Raw genomic sequence first — 23,722 nt, 5'->3', positions numbered from 1 at the left:
ACTCTTCCAGCCTACCAGACCCTCACCGCGACCCGCAAACCCGAAGTTCGCAACTCACAAGGTACCTGGCAACCCTGAATCCCTCATCCGAGACACAAGGACTCGAACCAGAAGTTCAGGGGCGGTCAGCTGCAAGCCCGATCTCCACTCCCCATCCAGACCCTCTCAGGCCGGCCGGGGCGGCGCCGTGGCGCGCTGACTCGACATAAGTTACGCACGTGGCCCCCCAGCGTCAAATCGCCTGGTCAGAGGCTACGTCTTGAGACCAAGCCCGACGTAGGCGTGCACACCGAGCGGAAACCGAGCCGTCCTCCGGACCACTCCCACTGGAAACCGCCCCCTGTATCCGCCCTCCACGGGCCGGCCGAAGACACCACATCGCCGACAGTTCTGAGGAGGGCGGATTCCAGGGGCGGTTCTCGGCGACGGTTCTCAGAACACAACCCGGGGAGCTCGAGCCGACACCCTGGCCGGCGAGCATGAACCTTCACCACAAAATGCAAGAACCCCCCGCCCGGATATCCCGGGCGGGGGGTTCTCGTGTTGGTAGCGGGGACAGGATTTGAACCTGCGACCTCTGGGTTATGAGCCCAGCGAGCTACCGAGCTGCTCCACCCCGCGTTGGTGAACACAACGTTACACACGCGTTCGTCAGCGACGCAAATCGGTGCCGCAACCACCTCTGACCAGGACCGATGCTTGCGATTGCGGTCACCGTGGCGATGAAGGCGTGGTCACGACGATGCATCATCCCACCCCAAGGGCGTCCGACTGTTGTGAGCTGGATCACTGTCGGGCGTAGACTCGGCGCTACCCGATCCGGGCTGACCCACTACCGAGGAGGGAACCATGTCCGCCCATCTCCACCATGAGAGCCATGGCAACCACCCGATGAGTTTCATCGGATTCGTACTCGCACTCGGCGGCTTCGTGGCCGCGGCACTGTGGCTGGTCCACATGGCCTCCGGCAACACGGGTCACGCAATCGTGTCCGCGGTGCTCATGGTCGCGGCGTTCGGCGTGGCCGTCTCGATCTTCTTCACGATCGGCCACCGGTATCACCACAGCCCGGTCCTGCCGGACAACACCCCGGACGAGAAAGAGCGCTACGTGCGCAAGTACCGCGGCTAGCGGTACCCGACGCACGTAGCGCTCGGATTCCTTCTCCCGATCGATGCGCCCCTCACCGGGGCGCATCGATCGGGTTCTGTCCGGCTAGTTCTGCTCGGGCAGTGATTCGTACTGTGCGACAGCCTTGTTCAACCGGTCGAGGGCCTGTCCGTAGCCGGCGAAGTCGCCCTTGGTCTGCGCATCGCGCAGTGCGCCGAGCGCGTCCCCGATCGCCTTCACCGCGGCGTCGCGTTCGGGCGTTCCTCCCTGGGGAGGCGCGGGCTGCTGCGGGTTGGTCGTCCCACCCTGCTGCTCGGACTGGTCCGGCGTGTCCTCGGACTGCTCCTCACCGGGCACCACACCGGCGGCCGGCGTGATCCCGACCTGGCGCAACGCTTCGGCCGTCGTCGGGGCGTAACCGATCCGGGCCTCGCGTTCCTTCGGCTCGTAACGGGTGATCACCCGGAAGAGCCGCGGGAAGGCTTCTTCGCCCTGGGCCTGTGCGTACATCGGAACCACATAGAGAATTCCGTTGTCGCCGACCGGCAGCGTCAGCAGATTGCCGAACGTCACCTTCGCCGTGTTCTCGAGAGCCTTGAGCGACTCCGCGACTCGACCATCGGTCTTCATCGGGTTGAAGGCCTGCTTCGGTCCCGACCGCTGGTTGTTGCCCGGCAGCTCCTTGACGGTGATCTGCCCGTAGTTCGACGGGTCCGACGAGACGGTGATGTAGGCACCGAGGATCGGCCGGTTGAGACGGGTGAGTACCGAAGTGATCTGGAACGATGCCTTCTTGCTCTCCGGGTCCGAGGCCACGAAGTAGTACGGCGGCTGGTCGAGTCCGCGCTGTTCGGCGTCGGGGCTCGTCGGATCGGAGGGCACCGACCAGAAGTCGTTCGCCTGGAAGAACGTTCCCGGGGTGTCGACGTGGTAGCGCGTTAGTAGCGCCCGCTGGATCTTGAACAGATCCTCCGGGTACCGGACGTGCTCCCGAAGTGAGGTGTCCTTGTCGAACTCGGCGCGCGGGGCGACCGAATCCGGGAAGACCTTCATCCAGGTCTTGAGAACCGGGTCCTCGGTGTCGACCTCGTACAGCTTGACCTCACCGGTATAGGCGTCGACGGTGGCCTTCACCGAGTTCCGCACGTACGACACGGTCTTGTTGACCTGTGTGCGTCCGGTCTGGCCCGGGTTGAGGTCCTGGGCGTCGGCGGTCGCGCTCTGCAACGACATCGGCTGCGAGTACGGGAAGTTGTCGAGGGTGGTGTATCCGTCGACGATCCACTTGATCGAACCGTCCGCCATGACCGCGGGATAGGTCTTGGAGTCGACGGTCAGCCACGGCGCGACCTGCTTCACGCGGTCCCGCGGGTCGCGGTTGTAGATGATCTTCGACGCCGAGGTGATCTCGCCCGACAGCAAGAAGTTGCGTTCGGCGTACTTGCCCGCGTAGAGCAGGCGGCTGAACCAGTTGCTCAGCGGAACGCCCGCCGGGCCCTGGTAGGTGTACTTGGCGTCGCCCATGTCGTGCTCGCGGGGCTCGCCGCCCTCGGAACCGACGATCGCGTAGTCGGGGTCGATCTTGGCGAGCAACTCACCGAAGTAGATGCGCGGCTGCGTCACCTTGATCGGGGCGTCGCGCTTGTACGCCTCGGTCTGGTAGTTCGTGGTGTCGCTGACGTAGTAGAACGGGTCGCCGCCACCGTCGATGTCGTTCTCGTCGACCGATTCGTTCACCCGGTTCGCCGGTGCGGCGACGAAGCCGTTGCCGTGCGTGTACACGAGGTGCTTGTTCAGCCAGTTCTGCTGGTTCTCGAGGTAGCGGCTCGGGTCGAGCTCACGCACCGCGACCACGAAGTCGCGCAGTTCGTCGTCGATCTTGTAGCGGTCCACCGCGAGCTGGGTCGGGAAACCGTAGAAGTTCTGGCGTTGCTGCTGCTGGATGAACGTCGGCGAGACCACGTTCGGGTCGAGGATGCGCACGTTCGACAGCGTCGGGATGTCGCTGTTGACGAGTGCGGGGTTCGCCGGCTGGGCCGTCCAGTCCTTCTGCGTGATGACCTTGTCCGGCCCGATGCCGTAGGCCTCTCGCGTGGAGTTGATGGCGCGCTGGATGTACTCGGCCTCCTTCTGGGCGGCGTTCGGCTTCACCGAGAACTGCTCCATGGTGAGGGGCCAGCCCACGCCGATCAGCAGTGCCGAGAACAGCATCAGCACGGTTGCGAGTGCGGGGATCCGCAGGTCGCGCAGCACGACCGCGGCGAAGAAGGCGACGGCACAGATGATCGCGATCGCCATCAGGATGAGTTTGGACGGCAGGACCGCGTTGATGTCGGTGTAACTGGCGCCCGGGAAGATCTCGGACTTCCGCGAACTCGACAGCAGGTTGTACCGGTCGAGCCAGTAGGCCGCCGCCTTGAGCAACAGGAAGGTTCCGGCCAGGACCGCGAGCTGGATACGGGCGGCCATCGTGACCGATCCCCCGCCCTGCCCGAGGCGGATGCCGCCGAAGATGTAGTGGGTGACCAGGTTGGCCAGGAACGCCACGACGACCACGACGAACAGCAGGTTCAGCACGAACCGGTAGAACGGCAGGTCGAAGGCGTAGAAGCCGATGTCGAGGTTGAACTGCGGGTCCTTCTGACCGAACGAGGTCCCGTGCAGGAACATCTGGACCGTGGCCCAGGAACCCTGTGCGACGAGACCGGCGAGTGCGCCGATGATCAGAGCCGGCAGCACCGCGAACCAGCGGACCTTGGTCATGATGGCGGTCCGGTAGCGCGCGAGCGGGTCGTTGGGCCCCGCGGTCGGCACGAAGACCGGCCGGGACCGGTACGCGAGGGCGACCGCGCCGAAGACGATCAGGCCGACCACCAGCGTCGTGATGAGGAAGAGGATGACGCGGGTCCAGACGACCGTGCTGAACACGCTCGAGTACCCGACGTCGCGGAACCACAGCCAGTCGGTCGCGAGACCGATCAGTCGTGGTCCGATGAGCAAGAGGACCAGCACGGCGACGCCGAGTCCGATGACGATCTTGCTCCTGCGTGACAGTGTCGGCATTCCTGCCGGCCCTCGGACGCCCACCAGACCCACTCTCCAAAGCTCTCAATCCGGACAACGCCCTGCGTGACGAACAAGCCTGGGCGTGGTGCCCACTGTACTGGCACCACCCGGGTGCTGATCACACTCGGGCGCCGGGACAACGATCCGGGATCGATCCGGGTTCCCCGGGGTCGTGGACGACGGCCTCGTCGGGGCAAGATGGGCGGGTGCCCGACCCCAAGACACCCCCGACGACGCCCCGCGGTTTCTCCACCGACGACCTCGGGAGCGCACTGAGCGAGATCCTCGACCACGTCGACGCCGCAGGCTGGGGCCAGGCGCCGTCGGTGTTCGCCCTCGTCCCGACCGCGGTCCTCGCGGAGCAGGCACCGGACGTCCTCGGCGACGACGCGGACTCGCCCCTCACCCCGATCGAGCAGGAGTGCCCCGACCTCGACGCCTTCCTGGCGTCGGCGATCTGGCCCGACGCCGTCGTCGGCGCCGCCGTGGCCACCGAGATCGTGGTGGCTCCCCCGGCTCCCGGCGACGACGGCACGCCGCGTTATGTCGCGAGCGAGAGCGGCTCGGCCGCAGGCGATCCGGACGACGCGTCGGAGCAGGCGCGTCTGGTGGTGGGCGTGCTGCGCTCCGGCAAGGACCTCGCACTCATGCGGTTGCGCCGTCAGGCGGGCGAGGAGATCGAGACCCTCACGCATCCGCAGCTCGGGACCGAACTGCGCGCGGCGCTCGCCGGCACCTTCACACCCGACGAACCCGGGGCCTGAACCGCCGGACCGGGTTTCGCCCGGCTCAGCAGGTCGGGGCCGGGCGCCCTTCGCCGATGGCGTCCAGTGCGTCGACCGCGCTGTCGAGAGTATCGACCTTCACCAGTTCGAGGCCCTCGGGACGGTCGGAGACGGCCTCCGCACAGTTGCGGGCCGGGACCAAGAACACTGTGGCCCCGGCGTCGTGCGCCGCTCGGGTCTTGTGGGTGATGCCGCCGATCGGCCCGACGTCCCCGTCGACGGTGATCGTGCCGGTTCCCGCGATGAACTTGCCGTGGGTGAGCTCGCCCGGGCTGAGCTGGTCGATGACCGACAGCGCCAGCATCATGCCCGCCGACGGTCCGCCGATGTCGCCGACGGTGTAGGTGACCTTCAGCGACGGGTCGGCGTTGGCGACCTCCGCCGCGACCCCGAGGAAGCCGGCCTTCGCGTCGTCGGGATGCTCCGTGAGCGTGACGGTCACCGTCTGCGGGGTGCCCTGGCGCACGATCTCCAGCGGTAGCACCGTGCCCGGCGGGTTCTTCGACACGACGTCGCGGAGTTGCTTGCTCGTCTCGACCTCGACGCCCCCGACCCTGGTGACCTCGTCACCGGCCTGCAGGACACCGGCCGACGGGCCCTCGGCGCCGACGCCGGCGATCCGCAGGACCGTGGGACGGTCGAGGAAACGCAGCGCAGCGACGGTGGCGTTCTCTTCCGAACCGGTCATCTGCTGGGCGTTCTCCTGCTGAACCTGCTCGGTGGTCCGGTTCGGCGGATACACCTCATCGCGCGGGGTGAGCGCGTACTTCCCGGACAGCCACATGCCCAGTGCGTCGAAGAGGGTGAGCCCGTCGCTGACCGACACCGTGGTCAGGTTGAGGTTGCCGGTGGTCTTGTCGAGGGGCGCACCGTCGATCTGCACGACCTTGCGTTCGACGACCTTGCCGTCCTGCTCGACCTTCGCCGTGCCCAACGTGTTCAGCGTCGGACCGGGACCGAGCGCGGCATAGGGAACCTGCACCTGTGTGCCGACGACGAGCAACGCCAGCAACACCAGGGCACTGACCGCGGCGGTGGCGATCCGGCGGAAGCGGGGGCTCGAACTCATTCCGCACACGATAGTGCCCCGACCTCCGGGGACGGTCCCGGCGTCGCTACGCGCACGGCGAACATCCGACGCCGTGAACGCGCCTGTCCGGGCGGTACGGTGGACGTATGAGTGATCTGCCCTTCGGCTTCTCGGCGTCCGGCAACGGCGACGACGACCGCGACAAGAACAGCGGCGACAAGGACAAGCCGGGCGACAACCCCGGCAACCCCTTCGGTGGTGCCAACCCGTTCGGATTCGCAATGGGCGGACCGGGTTCCGGCGGCGGACAGGGCTTCGGCGACTTCGACCCGTCGAACTTCGACCCCAACATGCTCGGCCAGATGTTCTCCCAACTCGGCAACATGTTCAGCGGTATGGGCGCCGGGATGGCCGGTGGCGGCGGCGGTCCGGTGAACTATGAGGTCGCCACGAATCTCGCCCGCCAGCAGATCGGTTCGTTCACACCGATCCTGGAGAAGGAGATCTCGGCGTCGGCCGATGCCGTGCGACTGGCCGACGTCTGGCTCGACGACGCGACGACCTTCCCCAGCGGCGTCACCCAGACCGTCGCGTGGACCCCGGTCCAGTGGCTCGAGGAGTCGATGGACACCTGGAAGGGCCTGTGCAACCCGGTCGCCGAACAGCTCGCGCGCACCTGGCAGGACAACCTCCCCGCCGAGGCCGCGCAGTTCGCCGGGCCGATGCTGGGCATGCTGACCCAGATGAGCGGGATGGCCTTCGGCACCCAGCTCGGGCAAGGGCTCGGCCAGCTCGCCAAGGAGGTGCTCACCTCCACCGACATCGGTCTGCCGTTGGCGCCCGAGGGCATCGCGGTACTGCTCCCCGAGGCGATCGCGAAGTTCGCCGAGGGTCTCGAGCAGCCCGCGCAGGAGATCATCGTCTTCCTCGCCGCCCGCGAGGCCGCGCACGTGAGGCTCTTCACGCACGTCGGCTGGCTACGTCAGCGTCTGCTGTCGACGGTCGAGGAGTACGCGCGCGGGATCAGCATCGACTTCAGCGGGATCACCGACGCCACGTCGAACATCGATCCCACCGAACTGTTGTCGGATCCGTCGAAGCTCGAAGAACTCATCAGCTCGTCGACGTCGTTCGAACCGACCACCACGCCCGAGCAGAAGGCGGCGCTCAGCCGTCTCGAGACGCTGCTGGCCCTCATCGAGGGCTGGGTCGAGCAGGTCGTGACCCGGGCGCTCGGCGACCGCATCCCGAGCACCGGGGCACTGACCGAGACCATCCGCCGGCGCCGCGCCTCGGGCGGCCCCGCCGAGCAGACCTTCGCGACCCTCGTCGGACTCGAACTGCGCCCGCGCAAGGTGCGCGAGGCGTCGGAACTGTGGCGTCGGGTCTTCGAGGCCACCGACCTGTCGACCCGCGACGGCGTCTGGGCACACCCCGACCTGCTGCCCGACTCCGACGACCTGGACAACCCGGCGGCGTTCATCGACCGACTCCTGCACAAGGACACCGATCTCGACGACGCCATCGCGCAGCTCGAGAAGTCGCTCGCCGAACAGGACGACACCGAGTCCGGAGACGACGGGCCGAACGGACAGAGCGGGCAGGCCGGCTCGTAACTCCACAGTCGACGCTGCACGCGCCCATGTTGTGGATAACCGGCCCGCCCGCCTCCGGCGAGATGTTTTCGCTGGCAGAGTTGCGCCATGTCCATCACGGTCCCGCGCATCCGGCCGGGAACACCGATCCTGGTCCGACCGGGCAACCGGGTGCACGTGGGGATCGATCCGGCCGGCAGCGTGATCATCGAGCTCGACGACGCGATCTCGGCGCATTCGGTCGCCACGATGCTGCGCTCGCTGGAACACCCGTGCACCCCGGAACTGCTCATCCGTCGGGCGTCGGCCACCGGGCTCGCCGACGACGAGATCCGGACGCTCCTCGACGGTCTGGCCGCGGCCGGGCGGACGGTCCCGAGTGTCGAACCCGAAACCTCCTCGGCGAGTTCGGATCTCGCCGACTTCCGCATACAGATCCACGGTCAGGGGCCGATGTCGGACCTGTTGGTCGCCTCCTTGCGAGCGCAGGGCCTGCAGGTCCATCGGACGATGCGCCGGCGCCCCGACGGCTCTCTCGACACCGTCGACACCAGACTCGTGATCCTGAGCGACTTCCTCGTCCACGACCCACGGGTCGTCTTCGCCCTGACGAGGGCAAGGATTCCGCACCTACTGGTGCGGGTCCGCGACGGCGTCGGGATCGTCGGCCCGCTCGTCCTGCCGGGACTCTCGAGTTGTCTGATGTGCGCCGACCACCATCGCTCCGACGCCGATCCGGAGTGGCCGACGATGGCGGTGCAGCTCATCCGCGCGCCCGGCGACCCCGATCCCGCGATCGTGCGGCCGACCGCCGCGATCGCGCACGGGCAGATCGAGCGTCTCGTGACGGCACTGCGTGGCCCCTCCCCCGCCGCACCACGGGGCGCGCCGCAGTTGTTGAATCAGGTGTTGGAGTTCCGCGATGATCCTGTACGAGTGGACCGCCGAGAATGGTCACCCCACCCGAGCTGCGATTGTCGTCTGGTGCGAGACGAACAGCTCAAGTCGTCTATTGTGTGACGCGGAAAGGATGCTATGACCGACATCACTCGGGGGCAGGGTCGTCGCAACGCGAAGTTGGCTTCTCTCCCCATCGGTATGGCCGGACGTGCGGCGGCGGGGCTCGGCAAGCGCATGGTCGGCAGAGACAAGGACGAGGTCAACCAGGAACTCCTCGAGAAATCCGCGGAACAGCTGTTCGCGGTCCTCGGTGAGCTCAAGGGCGGCGCCATGAAGGTGGGTCAGGCGCTGTCGATCATGGAGGCCGCGATCCCCGACGAATTCGGTGAACCGTTCCGTGAAGCACTCACCAAGCTCCAGGCCGAAGCACCGCCGATGTCGGCCGACAAGGTCCACAAGGTCCTCGACCAGCAGCTCGGCACCCGCTGGCGTGAGCGCTTCAAGGAGTTCTCCGACGAGCCGGCGGCGTCGGCATCGATCGGTCAGGTGCACAAGGGTGTGTGGTCCGACGGGCGTGAGGTCGCGGTCAAGGTCCAGTACCCGGGCGCCGACCACGCACTCAAGGCCGACTTGAAGACGCTGTCGCGCATGTCGGGACTGCTGCAGCGGTTGTCGCCGGGCACCGACGTCAAGGCGATGATGGACGAACTCATCGACCGCACCGAGGCCGAACTCGACTACCTCGGCGAGGCCGAGAACCAGCGCGCTTTCGCCAAGGCGTACGACGGGCATCCGAACTTCCTGATCCCCAAGGTGGTCGCCAGCGCACCCAAGGTCGTGGTCTCGGAATGGGTCGACGGTGTCGCGCTGTCGAAGATCATCGCGACCGGCGACCAGGCGACCCGCGACAACGCGGCCGCGAAGATGGCCGAGTTCGAGGTCAGCTCGCCGTACCGGGTCGGCCTGCTCCACGGCGACCCGCATCCGGGCAACTTCTTCATCGCCGACGACGGTCGTTTCGGTGTCCTCGACTTCGGAGCCGTCGGCCACTACCCCGGCGGACTGCCCCCGGAGACCGGGCCGATCCTGCGGCTCGCCCGCGACCAGAAGTACGACGAGCTCAAGGAGCTGATGGTCGAGGCGGAGTTCATCCGCCCGTCGCACGCGTCGAAGGTCACCAGTGCCGACCTCGAGGCGTACCTGCGGCCGTACGTCGATCCGCTGTACTCCGAGTCGTTCCACTTCACACGCAAGTGGATGCAGCGTGCCGCGGGCAAGGCCACCGACGTGCGCGGCGAGGTCTACAAGACCTCGCGGAACCTCAACGTGCCGAAGCGGTTCGTGATGGTGTTCCGTGTACTCGGCGGTTGTGTCGGCATCGCCTCGCAGCTCGAGGCGCACGCGCCGTACCGCGCCATCATGGAGGAATGGGTGCCCGGTCTGGGCGACTGAAATCCGAGGACGAACAGCGAACAGCGACGCCGCGAGCATCTGCTCGCGGCGTCGCTGTCTGTGTTCTCAGGCCGCGGAGTTCTTGCGCGGCCGGCCGCGGGGCCGCTTGCGCGCGATCACGGTGCCGCGTTCGAAGATCTCGCCGCCCCACACGCCCCAGGGCTCGGCGCGATCCAGGGCCGCCTGCAGGCACTGGGTCCGGAGCGGGCACTCGGCGCACATCGCCTTGGCACGCTCGAGGTCACGCGGGTTGTCGGCGAACCACAGGTCGGCGTCGGCCACCTGGCAGGGCAGGTCGAGCCGGGCGGTCGCTGCGCGGTCCGCCGAGATACAGGACTCGAGTACGCAATCGACGGTCATTGGGTTTCTCCACATCTGCTCGTTTGGGATTGGTGACCCATGTCCTCGATGTGGTTGCCGGTCCGAGAGCCCCGAAGAGGGCTGATGATCGGGTGACAAAAAAGAGGGCCACGGGTTTCGCCTCTGCGATTCGCCCGTGGCCCGAAGTTCTCGGAGGTCTAACTCCGGAGAATCGGTGTCGGTACGGGGAACCCATGCGGCGCGGGGGCTGCTGCTGCGGCTGCTGCCGGCGCTACGTGCGCTGCTGCCGGATGCACTGCCACTGCGGGATGCGCTGCCGCGGTCGGCGGTGCGATCGCCGGGAGTGCCGCTGCTACGGCCGGCATTGCCGGGATCGTCGCTCGAGCGGCGACCGGGCGTGCGCAGACGGCAGGCAGCCAGGAGCGGGTGCGACGGGCGCGCAGAACGACGGCGTGTGCCTGGTTCGGCTTGGCCGCAGACACGGCGATGCCGGCCTGGTTCACGGTGCTTCCGTTCACTGATCCGCTCCTTCCTCGTCTCGATCGCTCCCACATGCGATGGGGTTCCTGGTGGGCACATGAATGTTCCCACCCGTGTGCTGACGGAGATCAGCCTAAACGGTGCGCCAGAAAGCGCACAACCTATTTTTGACCTGCGGTTTTGACGAGTTCGAGGAGATCCTCGCCGTACTCGTCGAGTTTCTGCGCGCCGATCCCCGAGATCGACACCAGCGCAGCGGTATCCGTGGGGCGCTGTTCGGCGATCGCGGTCAGCGTCTTGTCGGAGAAGACGACGAAGGGCGGGACCTTCTTCGCCTGGGCGCGCGACCGGCGCCATTCCTTGAGCGCGACCAGGAGGTCCTCGTCGAGGTCGGACGGGCATCCTGCGCACCGACCGAGCAGAGTTGCGGTCGAATCCATCAGCCGCGAGCCACAGACGCGGCAGGTGGGTCCCTTGCGGGGCGTGCGTTCCTTGGCGATCTTCGACGCCGGCGAGTCGTCGGGGACGAGATCGGTCAGGAATCGGGAGCGACGACGGGCTCGGCCGCCTTCGTTGCGCGCGAGGGCCCACGACAGATGCAGGTGCTCGCGGGCACGCGTCACGCCCACGTAGAACAGTCGGCGCTCCTCTTCTACGTCCTCCCAGGACCCCTTGATGGCCTGGCTGATCGGCAGTGATCCGTCGGTCAGCCCCACCAGGAAGACCGCATCCCACTCGAGTCCCTTGGCCGCATGCAGCGACGACAGGGTGACGCCCTGGACCGTCGGCGGGTGGCGTGCCTCGGATCGGGTCGTGAGTTCGGCGGACAGTTGCGGCAGCGTGAGGTCGGGGTTCTCGGCGACCATGTCCTCGGTCAGCTGGACCAGCGCCTTCAGCGACTCCCACCGGGCGCGCGCCTGGGCGCCCGATGGTTCCTCGTCGGTGAGTCCGAGTTCGGCGAGGACCGCGCCCACGACCTCGATCGTCGTGACACCGGGCTTCACCTCACGGTTGGCGACGGTGGCGATCTGCCGCATCGCCTGCCGTACCTCGGTGCGCGCGAAGAACGCCTCGCCACCGCGCACCTGATACGGGATGCCGGCCTCGGTCAGTGCCTGCTCGTAGTTCTCCGACTGGGCGTTGACGCGGTAGAGGATCGCGATCTCCGACGGCGCCACACCCGACCTGATGAGGTGTTTGATCTCGATCGCGATCGAGGTGGCGGCAGCCGGCTCGTCGTCGTATTCGGCGAACTGCGGTTGCGGGCCGGATGGCCGCTGTCCGATGAGGCGGAGCCGGGTCCCGGCGATGCGTCCGCGCGCGGCACCGATCACGCGGTTGGCGAGGTCGACGACCTCGGGTGTGGACCGATAGTCGCGTTCCAGCCGGACGACCGTCGCCTCCGGGAAGCGGCGGCTGAAGTCGAGCAGGTAGTTCGGGGACGCGCCGGTGAACGTGTAGATCGTCTGATTGGCGTCACCGACGACCGTCAGATCGTCGCGCTCGCCGAGCCAGGCGTCGAGCAGGCCCTGCTGGACGGGCGTCACGTCCTGGTACTCGTCGACGACGAAACACCGGTAGCGCGAACGGAATTCGTCGGCCGCGCCGGGTTCGATGGTGAGGATCTGCGTCATGTAGATGAGCATGTCGTCGAAGTCGAGGAGGCGATCGCCGTCCGGCGAGACCTTGGAGTCCTCGTAGTGGCCGTACACCGCGGCGACCTTCTGCGGCGGTGCGGGCGACTCGCGTCCGAGGCGGCCGACCGCCTCGACGTAGTTCTCCGGCGAGATGAGGGTGGCCTTCGCCCACTCGATCTCCGACGACAGGTCGCGCAAGGTGTCGGTCGCGGTGTCGAGTCCGGCGCGGCGTGCGGCGCGCGAGATGAGCGGGAACTTGTTGTCGATCAGCTCCCACCGGGCATCGCCGAAGGCACGCGGCCAGAAGTAGCGCAGCTGCCGCATCGCCGCGGCGTGGAAGGTCTGGGCGGCGACGTTGCCGGTGGCCCCGCCGACGCCGAGGCTCCGCAACCGGGTCCGCATCTCGCCGGCCGCGCGAGCGGTGAACGTGACCGCGAGGACCTGGCCAGGATTCACCTGACCGGTGTCGACGAGGTGGGCGATGCGTCGCGTGATGGTGCGCGTCTTGCCCGTACCCGCGCCGGCCAGCACACAGACCGGGCCGCGCGGCGCGAGGACGGCAGCGGACTGCTCCGGGTCGAGTCCCTCGACCGCGCCGGCATCGCGGAAGCGGGCATCGGGGTTCGCGGGGGAGGTCGGATGGCGCACGGACTCCACTATGTCACCACCCACCGACGCTCTCCGGACCGGCGATCGGGCTGTGGGTGACGCGCCACACGTCGGCGATCGCGGCGCCAGTGGGAACAGCCTGCGCATGCGTGGTGTTATGGCAGTCATGAGCAACGTGATCGACGACGAGGCCGGCGCCCGCAACTCCGACACCGGCGAACTGACCATGTACACCACCTCGTGGTGTGGTTACTGCGCCCGCCTGAAGACCGGGCTGAAGGCCAGCGGTATCCCCTGGCAGGAGATCGACATCGAGCTGAACCCGGATGCCGCCGAATTCGTCGGCAGTGTCAACGGCGGCAACCACGTCGTCCCGACCGTGCTCTACGCCGACGGCACGACCGCTACCAACCCCTCGATCGCCGACGTCAAGAAGAAACTCGGCGTCTGATCTCGTGACCTGAACACCCGGGCCGGCCCTCGCCGGACCCGGGTTTTCTCGTCTACCGGGTCTGCTGCGCCGTCACCCGGCTGCGGCCCAGGACTCGATCAGCGTGCGTGCGATGGAGATCGATCCGGGCAGCTGCAGACGGGGTGCCCCGCCGTCGGGTCCGGGATCGGCACGCGTCCACCCGTCCCGCGACAACGCCTCACGCACCTCGTCGCGATGGAACCACTGCGCATCGCCGATCTCACCGTCGAGGAAGGCGAGCTCGTCGGCGGGATCGCCGATCGCCGAAAAGCCGAGCATCAGCGACCGCGGGAACGGCCACGGCTGGCTGCCCAGATAGCGCGGTTCGCGCACCACGATGCCGACCTCTTCGTGTACCTCGCGCAACACACACTGTTCGAGCGACTCCCCCGGTTCGACGAACCCGGCGAGGGTCGAGTACCAGCCGTCGGGCCAGACGGCCTGGCGTCCCAACAGGATCCGGTCGGCGCCGTCGTGGACCACGGTGATGATCGCGGGATCGGTGCGCGGGAACTCGTCCCGGCCCGACTGGATGCTCCGACGCACCCAGCCGCCCCGCGCCGGCCGGGTCGCCGATCCGTCGACCGGCGAATGACTCGCCGTCTCATGCCAATTGAGGATTCCCAGTGCGGTGACGAGCAGTCCCGCCTCGTCCGGCGTCAGATGCACGGCGCCACGCCGTGCGTCGTCGGTGGGTCCGTCGATGTGATCGACGCGGCGCGCCCACCGGTCGACACCGTCCACGACACCGAGGATCACCGCGTCGGCGGGCGGTTCGTCGGCGACGGTGGTCGCCGGAACCCAGTGCAGCGCACCGGCGTCGCCGACCGGATACCGACCGTTGGAGTCGATCAGCAGCACCTTCGCCTGTGGCCATCCCGCCAGCATGCGCTCGGCGTCGTCGCGGACCTCGTCGGCGCGGTGGAAGGTCGCGCGCGACAGCAGCGGTTGGTGGACCAGTTCGAAGTGCACGTCGGTGTGTCCCTTTTCAGTGGTCGGTGCGGGGTGGGTCGACATCCGGCGGCCGGTCTAGTCGTCGCCCGGGCTCTTGCGGACGTAGAGGAGGCGGTCGCCGACCTCGATCTGCTCGACCTCGCTGTCGTCGACGCGATGCAGCACCCCGTTGCGGACAACACCGAGAACGATGTCGCGGGTGTGCGCGGGAGATCCGCCGGTCTCGGTCGGGTCGACCTCGCGTTCGGCGATGGCGTAACCCGCGTCGGGAGTGAGGAGATCCTCGATCACCTCGACCACCGACGGGGTCATCGTGGCGATGCCGAGCAGGCGGCCGGCCGTCTCCGAGGACACCACCACGGAGTTCGCGCCCGACTGTCGCATCAGGTGGGTGTTCTCCGACTCGCGGATCGACGCCACGATCTTGGCCCGGGGGTTGATCTCACGTGCGGTGAGCGTCGCCAGGACGGCGGTGTCGTCGCGGCTGGTGGCCACGACGATGCTCGAGGCGTGGGCGACTCCGGCCAGACGCAGCACGTCGGATTTGGTGGCGTCGCCGCGGACGGTGACCAGACCGTTGGAGGCCGCCGACTCCAGGACGGTCGGGTCGGAGTCGACGACCACGATCTCCGACGGCTTGATGCCGTCGCCGCGCATGGCGTCGATCGCGGTGCGGCCCTTGGTGCCGTAGCCGATGACGACGGTGTGATTGCGCACGGTATTCCTCCAACGCTGGATCTTGAGCGCCTGTCGGGACCGTTCGGTGAGCACCTCGAGGGTGGTGCCGATCAGCACGATCAGGAACAGCACGCGCAGCGGCGTGATGAGCACGAGGTTGATGAAACGAGCGAAGGGACTGACCGGCGTGATGTCGCCGTATCCCGTGGTGGACAACGTCACCGCCGAGTAGTACAGCGAATCCAGGTAGGACAGCTCGCTGCCCTGCAGATCGCGGTAACCGTCGCGGTCGAGCCAGACGACCACCGAGGTGAAGAACAGCGCGAGACACGCCCATAACACGCGGCGTCCGATCGCACGGCTGGGACTCTGCTGCAGTTCGGGGATGCGGACGACGCCGACCAGAGCATGGTCGGGCCGGTTGGCCAGTTCGGCGTCGGATCCGAAGCGGCCGCGGAAGCGGTTACGCACTGCCACGTTTGCGCTCCTGGAGTTCGCTCACACGCTGAAATGTAACCCACCCGGCGGCACGAGGGCTCATTTGGCCAGCTTGGCGGCCAGGGTCGCCTCGTCGGGCAGGTCGTCGGCCTCGAGGGTGTGTCCGTCACGCACGTAGTGGAAGGCCGCATGCACCTTCTCCACCGGGACACCGGCGAGCTGCGCCCAGGCGATCCGGTAGGCGGCCAGCTGGATGAACAGCGACTCCCGTTTCGCCGGTTCGGGGACGACGCCGGTCTTCCAGTCCACGACCGTCCACGAGCCGTCCTTCTCGGCGAAGACCGCGTCGATCCGGCCGCGGACGACGATGCCGCCGATCACGGTCTCGAACGGCACCTCCACCTCGGTGGGACTGCGATTGGCCCAGCGGGACGCGAGGAATGCCTCGCGCAACGCGTCGAGGTCGGCGTCGGGGCTCGCCGTGGCGTCCGCGGCACCGGGCAGTTCGTCGATGTCGAGCAGCCGCGTGGCGCCGAACCAGCGTTCCACCCAGGCGTGGAATGCGGTGCCGCGCCGGGCCATCGGGTTGGGCCGGAAGGGCGTCGGGCGTCGGAGCCGGCGGGCGAACTCGGCCTCGTCGGCGTCGAGTTCGACGAGCTGGCTGACCGAGAGGTGCGTCGGCAGTGTCACCTCGACGAGGGCCTGGTTGGCCTGATGATGCTCGGCCAGCAGCGCCGAGACCTCCGCCTCCCACGCCGCGACCTCGTCCTCCGGGTCGGGCGGCATCGGCAACGTCTCCGGATCGTCCGAGGCGTCGGGCGCCTCGAACAGCGCGGGCGCCTCGCGGGCGGTGATGGCGTCGAGCACCAGGTCGGCGGCGGCCTGCACGGCGTCGCGGCGACCGGCGAGCGGATCACGCGGCCACGGCTGTGCCACAACGCGTTCGGCCAGCGGGTTGGTCGCGTCCTCGGCGGGCGGCGGGGTGCGCACCGCGATCGACAGGCCGGTCGGGTCGACGGCGGGATCGGTGATCGCCTCGTCGATGGCGACCATCAGCTCGTCGAAAAAATCCGAACCGCCGCGCGGCTTGTCACCGGTCTCCGACCAGTGGTGGGCGGAGATCAACAGGTCGTGCCGTGCACGGGTGAGGGCGACGTAGAGCAGGCGCCGATCCTCCTCGAGGCGTCGTTCGCTGATCGCCGCCTTGTGGTCGGACAGGGCGTCCTCGAGTTGCTTGCGGTCGCCGACGGTGTCGATCTTCAGCAGCGGGAAGCCCTCGGGCGTGCCGTCCGCCGACTCGGCCGGGATCGCGAGGTCGCCGCGCAGGTCGGCGGGGAGTTCGCGCGCGCTGCCGAGCCACGTGGTGTCGGCCTTGGCGCTCGGGAAGATGCCCTTGGCCAGGTGCGGGATCGCCACGACGTCCCACTCGAGCCCCTTGGCCGCGTGCACGGTGAGGATCTGCACGCGCTGCTCGGCGACCTCGATCTTGCCGGGCTCCAGGCCTTTCTCGATGGACTCGGCGGCGTCGAGGAAAGCCAGCAACCCGGGAAGGTTCGCGCCGGGACGGTCGGCGTAGTGGCTGACGTAGTCGGCGAAAGCGTCGAGGTGTTCGCGGCCGGTGATCGCGCCGCGCATGCGCCGGGCCCGGATCTGGGCCTCGACGCCCACGCCGATGGTGTTCTCCACATCGGCGACGAGTTCGGGCAGTGGTTGTCCGATGCGGCGGCGGAGGGATTCGAGCTGCGCGCCGAACGCCCGGATGCGGGCGTATCCCTCCGGGCTGTAGTCGCCGGGGTCACCCGGATCGACCACGGCGTCGGCGATCCCGGCGCGATCGACGATCTCGGTGGGCAGTACGGCGTCGAGCGCGGCGTCGAGTTCCTCGCGGCTGGTGACGACGCCACCCGCCTCGGCGTAGCTCTCGGCGGCCAGCGTGGTGGCCCGACGCCACAGCGCGGCAAGGTCTTTGGCGCCGAGGCGCCAGCGGGCACCGGTGAGGAGTCGCATGACGGCGGTGCCGGCCATCGGATCGGCCATCACGCGCAGGGTCGCGACGATGTCCTCGATCTCCGGGACGTGCAACAGTCCGCCGATGCCGACGACCTCGGTGGGGATGCCGCGGCTCTCCAGCTCGGCGGCCAGCGGGGCGGAATCCTCGTTGCGCCGCACCAGGATCGCCGTGGTGGGCGGAGCCTCGCCGGCGGTCTCGGCCGCGCGATAGCGCCGCTCGACCTCGTCGGCGATCCAGTTCCGTTCGTCGAGAACGGTCTCGGTGAGGGCGATGGCCGCGGTGCCGTGCGGGGCGTCGGGGCGGGGCCGCAGAATGGACACCGGGATCCCGCGGCGCCGCAGTTCCTCCGAGATCTGGTTGGCCAGGCGGAGGCCCTGCGCCGCGTTGCGCCAGCTGGTGAGGAGCTCACGACGTTCGGCGGGCGTGCCGTCGGGTCGTGGGAAGTCCCGGGCGAACCGCGGGAGGTTGGCCGCCGACGCACCGCGCCAGCCGTAGATGGACTGGATCGGGTCACCGACCGCGGTGACGGCGACCGACTTGCGCGACGGGTCGTGGCCGCCGAACAGGGTCGACAGCAGCACGCGCTGCGAATGTCCGGTGTCCTGGTACTCGTCGAGGAGGACCGCGCGGAACGCTGTGCGCTCGGCGGACACGACCTCCGGGTTGGACACGACGAGCTTCGCGGCAAGCGACATCTGGCTGCCGAAGTCGAGCGAGGACTGCGCCCGCATCGTCTCGCCGAGGGCGATCACCATCGGGATCAGCTCGCGCCGTTCGTCGATGACCTCCTTCACCTTCAGCAGCGCCTGCGTCGGCTTGTCGCGCTGCTTCGGGCCCTTCGGCAGGGTGTCGATGAGCTCGTACAGTCGTGAACCGGCCTTGGCGAGATCGTTGATGTCGACGAGGTGTTCGGACATCTCGCCGTACAGCTTGAGGACCGACTCGGTGACGCTGGCCGGAACCTTCTTGGTGTTCAGCTCCCCCGGCCACGACGACACGAGCGAGAAGGCGAGCTGCCACAATTCGGTCTCGGTGAGCAGCGTCGACGACGGTTCGACGGGCAGCAGCAGCCCGTAGTCGGCGATCAAGCGGCCGGCGTAGGCGTGATAGGTGCTGACCTCTGGGTCGGCGCCGCGCAGGCGTGCGGCCAGCGTCCCGTCCGGGTCCCAGGTGCGCAGGGCGGGCGCGCCCGACAGCATGGACAGGCGACGCCGGATGCGTGCGCCGAGCTCGCTGGCGGCCTTGCGCGTGAAGGTGAGTCCGAGGATCTCGTCGGGAGCCACGATCTGGTTGGCGACGAGCCACACCACCCGCGAGGCCATCGTCTCGGTCTTGCCCGCACCGGCTCCGGCGACGACGAGCATCGGCTCGACCGGCGCCTCGATGACCGCCACCTGTTCGGGCGTCGGGTCGGGAAGGCCGAGCGCCGCGGCCAGCGACTTCGCGCCGATCATCGTCCGGCCGGTGGTGAGTCCACCGGTCTGGGTTCCGCTAGTCATCGGTCACCGCCTTTCCGGGGATCTTCGCGGGGCAGCTGGTGGTGAGAGTGCAGTGCACGCAGCCCGGGTTGGGGGTCGCGGTGAAGGTGGGGCCGATGCTCGCGCGGGCGGCCCGGCGCACGACACCGATCCATTCGTCGAGCATCTCGGGCGTCAACGGTGACTGGACTCGTTCGGCCGCACCGGAATTCCGGTTCGCGGTGGACACGTAGACCAGGCGCGCACCACCCGGCGGGACATCGCCGAACTGCGGCACTCCCCCATGGGCCAGCGCGACCTGATAGGCCGCCATCTGGGCGTGCTCGTCGGCCTCTGCCTTGGTGATCGCGTTCTTCGACGTCTTGACGTCGACCACCACCGGGCGGCCGGCCGAATCGGTCTCGAGGCGATCGACGCGGCCGCGCAGCCGCACGTCGGGCGCATCCTCTTCGTCGGGATCGCCGGTGGGACCGCCGGGAACGGTTGCGTCGACCGGCAATTCGACACCGACCTCCTCGAGGTCGGCACGCGAGATCCGCAGCCAGTCGCGGAAGTGGCCGAGCATGCTCTCGGCACGTTCGAGTTCGCGGGCCGAGTACCAACCCGCGCCGGTGTCGACCCGGTCCCAGATCCCGCGCAGCGCCGCGGTCACCTCGGCCGGATCCAGCTGTCCGGCAACGGCCTGGACGAGTGTGTGCACGAGGCTACCGGTGAGCGCGGGCGTCCCGTCGCCGTCGCGGCCGCCGTTGCGTTCGAGCACCCAGCGCAGCGAACACCGGTTCAGCGCCTCGACATTCGACGGTGACAGCACGACGGGTCCGTTGTCCGGTGTCCACAGCGGTGCATCGGTGCTGGGTTCGGCGAGTCCGAACCAGTCGCGCGGGTGGGCGCCGGGGATGTCGGAGTCGGCGAGTTCGGCGAGTAACCGCGCCGCGGCCCGGGTCCGCTCATCGGGTTCGTGGGCACCGGCCATGACCACCGAACGCAGTGTCGCGACCAGCGACGGGAGCGACAGGACGCGGTCCACACCCGGATCGAGTTGGAGTACTGCCTGGGGCGCCTCGTCGTCGGGATCGTCGACGAGATCGGCGAGTTCGGTGAGGAAGCGCGACGGCGAGGCGTCGCCGCTGCCGTCCTCGACCGCGGTCACGAGCAGCCTGCTGCGTGCGCGCGTGCAGGCGACCAGGAACAGCCGCCGCTCGTCGGCCAGTGCGGTGGCGCCGCGCGCGACGGTGTCGACCGCGCCGGCGTCCATGCCGTCGAGGATGTCGACGAGCGCACCGGTGGACAGCACACCACCCCGGCTGCGCAACGACGGCCACAGGCCGTCCTGGACCCCGGCCACCGCGACGACCTCCCACTCGCGCCCCACCGCGGCATGCGCCGACAGGACGGTCACCGATTCGGTTGCTGCCGTGGCGGTTCGGCTGTCGCGCGGGATCTGCAGCTGGGAGAGGTAGTGGACGAACCCGGCCGGCCCGGCGGCGGGCAGGGTGTCGGCGAAGTTGGCCGCCGCCTCGAACATCGCGATCACGGCGTCTAGGTCACGGTCGGCCTGCTCCCCGGCCGGTCCGCCCCGGACCGCCGACGCCGCCCAACGCCGTTCCAGACCGGTGGCCTGCCAGGCCGCCCACAGCGTCTCCTCGACGCCGCGTCCGGCATCGTGTGCGCGCTGGCCGGCGGCGACGACATCGAGAACGCGCGCCAGTGGCGCCGCCTCGGTCTCGGTGAGGGCCCGGCGGTACCGCGCGCCGAGCTCGGGGTCGAGGAGGGCGCGGGTCAAGGAGGTCAGCGAATCCGGTTGTGCCGTCGGGTCGTTCTTCTCGTCGAGGCGCCGGATGCCGCGACGCAGGCGTCGCATCGCACCGGGATCGGCCGCACCGACCGGCCCCGACAGCAGCGTGAGCGTGTCCTCGGTGGTGAACAGCTCGGACTCCGGGATCGCCTCGCTCCGCGTCGCCGGGTCCTCGCGGCGGGCGGCGACCACACGCAGCACCAGCATCAGTGCGATCACCGCACGCTGGCGGTGCAGTGGCAGGTCGCTGGCCGGGGTCGTCACCGGGACTCCTGCCGAGCGGAATGCACGGCGCAGCGGGGGCAGGGCGAGGGACACCGACCGCACGATCACGGCCATCTGCGACCACGGCACGCCGTCGAACAGGTGCGCACGACGCAGCAGATCGGCGATCGCGGTGGCCTCCTTGGCCGCCGAGCCGTACACGCGCACGGCCGCCACGTCGCGTGGCACGGCCGCGTCGGACTCGGCCTGCACCGGTTGCGGATACGCGTGTGGGCGCGCCCCGGGGAGCCGCGCCGCGATCGCGCGGCCGAGGCGGGCGAGGTCGGGGTGGGAGCGGAAGTCGTGTTCGAGCACGATGTCGCGCTCGGACCCCGGCTCGGCGAGCCCGTCGGCGAATCGTGGACTGGCCCCGCGGAATCCGAACACCGACTGATCGGTGTCGGCCGCGATGATCGTCGAGGTGGTGCCGGTACCGACCAGCCGGATCAGCTGTGCGGCCTGCGGATCCAGATGTTGCGCGTCGTCGACGAGCAGGTGGCGGATGCGGCGGCGTTCGCCGCTGAGCAGGTCGGGATCGGTCGCGAAGGCCGACAACGCCGAACCGATCAGCTCGGCGGCGTCGACGGCCGGTGCCGACGCACCGGGCGTCTCGAGTCCGACCGCGCCGCGCAGCAGCATGTTCTGCTCGTACTGGGCGTACGCACGGGCCGCGGCCGTCCACTCGGGGCGTTTGTGTTCGCGCCCGAGGGCCGCGAGTTCTTCCGGTCCGACGCCGCGTTCGGCGGCCCGCATCATCAGGTCGCGCAGTGCCTGCGCGAAGCCGTCGGTACCCAGCGCCGGCCGCAGATGTGCCGGCCAGTACTCCGCGCCGTCCTCGATGTCGCCGGCGAGCAGCTCGCGCAGCACGACGTCCTGCTCCGATCCGGTGATCAGCCGCGGGGGCGGGTTGCCGTGTGCACTCGCCTGCAGGCGCAGGATCGCGAAGGCGTAGGAGTGCACGGTCCGGACGAGGGGCTCGCGGAGTGCGCCGCCGAGCACACGCCTCCCGGCCGCGTTGGCCGAGAGCACGCGCCGGGTGATCTCCTCGCGCAACGCGACCGCCGCCCGGCGGCTCGACGCCAGGACGAGGACCGATTCCGGATCGGTCGCGGGGTCGAGCAGGCGCGCGACAGCGGCGTCGACGATCAGCGAGGTCTTGCCGCTGCCCGGTCCGCCGTGGACCCGCACCGGGCGCCAGGCCTGCTCCTCCTCGCCGGCCGGGATGCTCGCCGCCGGGTCGATGACCTGCGCGATCGCCGGCGGCCACTCCCGGGGACGGTCCGCGGCCTCGGGCGCCGCGACGAGCCGTGCGCGCAGGGCGCTGCGTGACGCCTGGGTGCCCGGTTTTCGACTCATGGGCTCCATCGAATCATGTGCCACCGACGAGTCCTGCGCCCCGCGGTGTCGGTGCGGGTGGGTCGGGCTCGCGACCCGCGCATGCGGCAGGATGGACGGGTGACAGCTCTCAACACGTATGTCTTCGGCGGCGACTCGGCGGAGAGCGACACCGTTCTCGCGGTCCACGGTCTCACCGGCCACGGTCGTCGCTGGGAGCCCCTCGCACAGCACCTGAGCGGTGTGCGCATCGTCGCACCGGATCTCATCGGCCACGGACGTTCACCGTGGCGCCCGCCGTGGAGCATCGAGCACCATGTGCGTGCACTGTCCGCCGTGCTCGACGACCATGTGCCGACCGGTCGGCCGATCGTCGTCGTCGGCCACTCGTACGGCGGTGCACTCGCTCTCCACCTGGCGAACCGTCGGCCCGACGACATCAAGGGAATCGTCCTCCTCGACCCCGCCCAGGGCCTCGACCCCGAGTTCGCGCTCCAGGTCGCCACCGACAGTCTCGACAACTGGGACTACGCGAGCGCCGACGCCGCCCGCTCGGCCAAACGCGCCGAGGGCTGGGCGGATGTGCCCGACGAGATCCTCTCAGCCGAGCTCGCCGAGCACCTCATCCCCCGCCCGCACGGTCGGGTCGGCTGGCGGGTCAGTGCCCCTGCGGCCGCCGCGTCGTGGAGCGAGATGGCCCGGCCCGCAGTGCTTCCGCCGCCGGGCGTGCCCACACACATCGTCGTCGCCGATCAGGTGCAGCCGCCCTTCGTGCGGCCGTCGTTCCTGGAGGCCTGCGCGAGCGAACGCGGTGACGACGTGACGGTGCACCACGTCGACTGTGCGCACATGGTGCCGTTCCTCGAACCGGAACTGTCCGCGTCGCTGATCCGCTCGCTGCTCTAGGACCCCGATGGCGGCGATCACCGAGGAGCAGGTCGAAGCCGTCCGCGCCCTGGTCGCGGCGATCCCGGTCGGCCGGGTGAGCACCTACGGCGACCTCGCCGGCGCGGCCGGACTGTCCAGCGCCCGGATCGTCGGCTGGATCATGCGCACCGACACCGCGGACCTGCCGTGGTATCGGGTCGTCCCCGCGAGCGGCCGTCCCGCACCGCATCTCGCGAATCGTCAGCTCGAACGGCTTGCGGCGGAGGGGGTCCCGATCGCCGACGGGCGGATCCGGTTGCGCGAGTGCCGGTGGGCGATCGCGGGACCTCGATACGCGGCGTCCTCGCTTCGCTCGGTCGTCGCTACTCGGCCAGCAGAACGAACCACCCGCCGGCCCGGTCGCCGCTACTCGGCCAGCAGAACG

The 23,722-nt window shown here is 69.1% G+C and carries 16 protein-coding genes, 1 tRNA gene and 1 pseudogene; 8 read left to right on the top strand and 10 right to left on the bottom strand.

Features of this window, described 5'->3' with window-relative positions; genetic code table 11:
* Positions 1-544: 544 nt before the first annotated feature.
* Positions 545-621 (bottom strand) — tRNA-Met (locus OK17_RS07020).
* A gap of 228 nt (positions 622-849) precedes the next feature.
* On the opposite strand from OK17_RS07020, the gene OK17_RS07015 reads away from it, so the two are divergent.
* On the top strand, positions 850-1,131 hold the full coding sequence (locus OK17_RS07015; protein WP_232716231.1) for a hypothetical protein: 282 nt from the start codon (positions 850-852) through the stop codon (positions 1,129-1,131).
* An 84-nt stretch (positions 1,132-1,215) separates the two neighbouring features.
* Here OK17_RS07015 and OK17_RS07010 read toward each other — a convergent pair whose 3' ends face one another.
* The gene (locus OK17_RS07010; RefSeq protein WP_461417024.1) at positions 1,216-4,206 is read right to left on the bottom strand and encodes a UPF0182 family protein; all 2,991 of its coding nucleotides are present in this window, start codon (positions 4,204-4,206) and stop codon (positions 1,216-1,218) included.
* Between the two features lie 176 nt (positions 4,207-4,382).
* Between OK17_RS07010 and OK17_RS07005 the strand changes: the two genes are divergently transcribed.
* Entirely contained in the window at positions 4,383-4,940 is a 558-nt protein-coding gene (locus OK17_RS07005) for a PPA1309 family protein (protein WP_461417023.1), read from the top strand.
* A 25-nt stretch (positions 4,941-4,965) separates the two neighbouring features.
* Here OK17_RS07005 and OK17_RS07000 read toward each other — a convergent pair whose 3' ends face one another.
* Complete coding sequence (locus OK17_RS07000) at positions 4,966-6,030, bottom strand: YlbL family protein (RefSeq protein WP_461417022.1); 1,065 nt, start codon at positions 6,028-6,030, stop codon at positions 4,966-4,968.
* A 107-nt stretch (positions 6,031-6,137) separates the two neighbouring features.
* Here OK17_RS07000 and OK17_RS06995 point away from each other — a divergent pair, with 107 nt between their 5' ends.
* The 3 genes from OK17_RS06995 to OK17_RS06985 all read left to right on the top strand — a co-directional run bounded on the left by OK17_RS06995 (position 6,138) and on the right by OK17_RS06985 (position 9,938).
* On the top strand, positions 6,138-7,607 hold the full coding sequence (locus OK17_RS06995; RefSeq protein ID WP_232716239.1) for a zinc-dependent metalloprotease: 1,470 nt from the start codon (positions 6,138-6,140) through the stop codon (positions 7,605-7,607).
* A gap of 87 nt (positions 7,608-7,694) precedes the next feature.
* Entirely contained in the window at positions 7,695-8,606 is a 912-nt protein-coding gene (locus OK17_RS06990; protein WP_461417021.1) for a hypothetical protein, read from the top strand.
* Positions 8,607-8,621: 15 nt separating this feature from the next.
* Positions 8,622-9,938: an ABC1 kinase family protein gene (locus OK17_RS06985; RefSeq protein WP_461417020.1), complete on the top strand. Its 1,317-nt coding sequence runs from the start codon at positions 8,622-8,624 to the stop codon at positions 9,936-9,938.
* Positions 9,939-10,004: 66 nt separating this feature from the next.
* Here OK17_RS06985 and OK17_RS06980 read toward each other — a convergent pair whose 3' ends face one another.
* The 3 genes from OK17_RS06980 to OK17_RS06970 form a co-directional block, all read right to left on the bottom strand.
* Complete coding sequence (locus tag OK17_RS06980) at positions 10,005-10,298, bottom strand: WhiB family transcriptional regulator (protein WP_232716245.1); 294 nt, start codon at positions 10,296-10,298, stop codon at positions 10,005-10,007.
* Between the two features lie 158 nt (positions 10,299-10,456).
* Complete coding sequence (locus tag OK17_RS06975) at positions 10,457-10,777, bottom strand: hypothetical protein (protein WP_232716247.1); 321 nt, start codon at positions 10,775-10,777, stop codon at positions 10,457-10,459.
* 123 nt (positions 10,778-10,900) lie between these two features.
* Entirely contained in the window at positions 10,901-13,033 is a 2,133-nt protein-coding gene (locus OK17_RS06970; RefSeq protein ID WP_308195937.1) for an ATP-dependent DNA helicase UvrD2, read from the bottom strand.
* Between the two features lie 118 nt (positions 13,034-13,151).
* Here OK17_RS06970 and OK17_RS06965 point away from each other — a divergent pair, with 118 nt between their 5' ends.
* A complete protein-coding gene (locus tag OK17_RS06965) occupies positions 13,152-13,436 on the top strand; it encodes a mycoredoxin (RefSeq protein ID WP_005197022.1) in 285 nt (94 codons plus the stop codon).
* 72 nt (positions 13,437-13,508) lie between these two features.
* Here OK17_RS06965 and nudC read toward each other — a convergent pair whose 3' ends face one another.
* The 4 genes from nudC to OK17_RS06945 are packed head-to-tail and all read right to left on the bottom strand — an operon-like array spanning position 13,509 to position 22,431.
* Entirely contained in the window at positions 13,509-14,429 is a 921-nt protein-coding gene (gene nudC / locus OK17_RS06960) for an NAD(+) diphosphatase (protein ID WP_232716249.1), read from the bottom strand.
* 57 nt (positions 14,430-14,486) lie between these two features.
* Positions 14,487-15,566, bottom strand: coding sequence for a potassium channel family protein (locus OK17_RS06955; RefSeq protein ID WP_461417019.1), 1,080 nt, complete (start codon positions 15,564-15,566; stop codon positions 14,487-14,489).
* A 60-nt stretch (positions 15,567-15,626) separates the two neighbouring features.
* Positions 15,627-19,037 carry an ATP-dependent helicase gene (locus tag OK17_RS06950; protein ID WP_461417018.1) on the bottom strand — a complete coding sequence of 1,137 codons (3,411 nt, stop codon included), beginning with the start codon at positions 19,035-19,037 and terminating at the stop codon, positions 15,627-15,629.
* Entirely contained in the window at positions 19,030-22,431 is a 3,402-nt protein-coding gene (locus OK17_RS06945; protein ID WP_461417017.1) for an ATP-dependent helicase, read from the bottom strand. The genes OK17_RS06950 and OK17_RS06945 overlap by 8 nt, the downstream gene beginning before the upstream one ends.
* A gap of 99 nt (positions 22,432-22,530) precedes the next feature.
* On the opposite strand from OK17_RS06945, the gene OK17_RS06940 reads away from it, so the two are divergent.
* Both OK17_RS06940 and OK17_RS06935 read left to right on the top strand, forming a co-directional pair.
* The gene (locus tag OK17_RS06940; RefSeq protein ID WP_461417016.1) at positions 22,531-23,316 is read left to right on the top strand and encodes an alpha/beta hydrolase; all 786 of its coding nucleotides are present in this window, start codon (positions 22,531-22,533) and stop codon (positions 23,314-23,316) included.
* A gap of 7 nt (positions 23,317-23,323) precedes the next feature.
* Positions 23,324-23,617: pseudogene (locus OK17_RS06935) on the top strand (MGMT family protein); the annotation flags it as partial.
* Between the last annotated feature and the right edge of the window lie 105 nt (positions 23,618-23,722).

The sequence above is a fragment of the Gordonia sp. GN26 genome (assembly GCF_054823965.1).
Note: the sequence above shows the minus strand (reverse complement) of the source record. Positions and strands in the feature narration are given on the sequence as shown.

Excerpts from the sequence above, each read along its gene's own strand:
- OK17_RS06990 (WP_461417021.1), top strand. The coding sequence starts at position 7,695 with ATGTCCATCACGGTCCCGCGCATCCGGCCGGGAACACCGATCCTGGTC.
- OK17_RS07015 (WP_232716231.1), top strand. The coding sequence starts at position 850 with ATGTCCGCCCATCTCCACCATGAGAGCCATGGCAACCACCCGATGAGT.
- OK17_RS06945 (WP_461417017.1), bottom strand. The coding sequence starts at position 22,431 with ATGAGTCGAAAACCGGGCACCCAGGCGTCACGCAGCGCCCTGCGCGCA.
- OK17_RS06980 (WP_232716245.1), bottom strand. The coding sequence starts at position 10,298 with ATGACCGTCGATTGCGTACTCGAGTCCTGTATCTCGGCGGACCGCGCA.
- OK17_RS06995 (WP_232716239.1), top strand. The coding sequence starts at position 6,138 with ATGAGTGATCTGCCCTTCGGCTTCTCGGCGTCCGGCAACGGCGACGAC.
- OK17_RS06985 (WP_461417020.1), top strand. The coding sequence starts at position 8,622 with ATGACCGACATCACTCGGGGGCAGGGTCGTCGCAACGCGAAGTTGGCT.
- OK17_RS06965 (WP_005197022.1), top strand. The coding sequence starts at position 13,152 with ATGAGCAACGTGATCGACGACGAGGCCGGCGCCCGCAACTCCGACACC.
- OK17_RS07000 (WP_461417022.1), bottom strand. The coding sequence starts at position 6,030 with ATGAGTTCGAGCCCCCGCTTCCGCCGGATCGCCACCGCCGCGGTCAGT.
- OK17_RS06950 (WP_461417018.1), bottom strand. The coding sequence starts at position 19,037 with ATGACTAGCGGAACCCAGACCGGTGGACTCACCACCGGCCGGACGATG.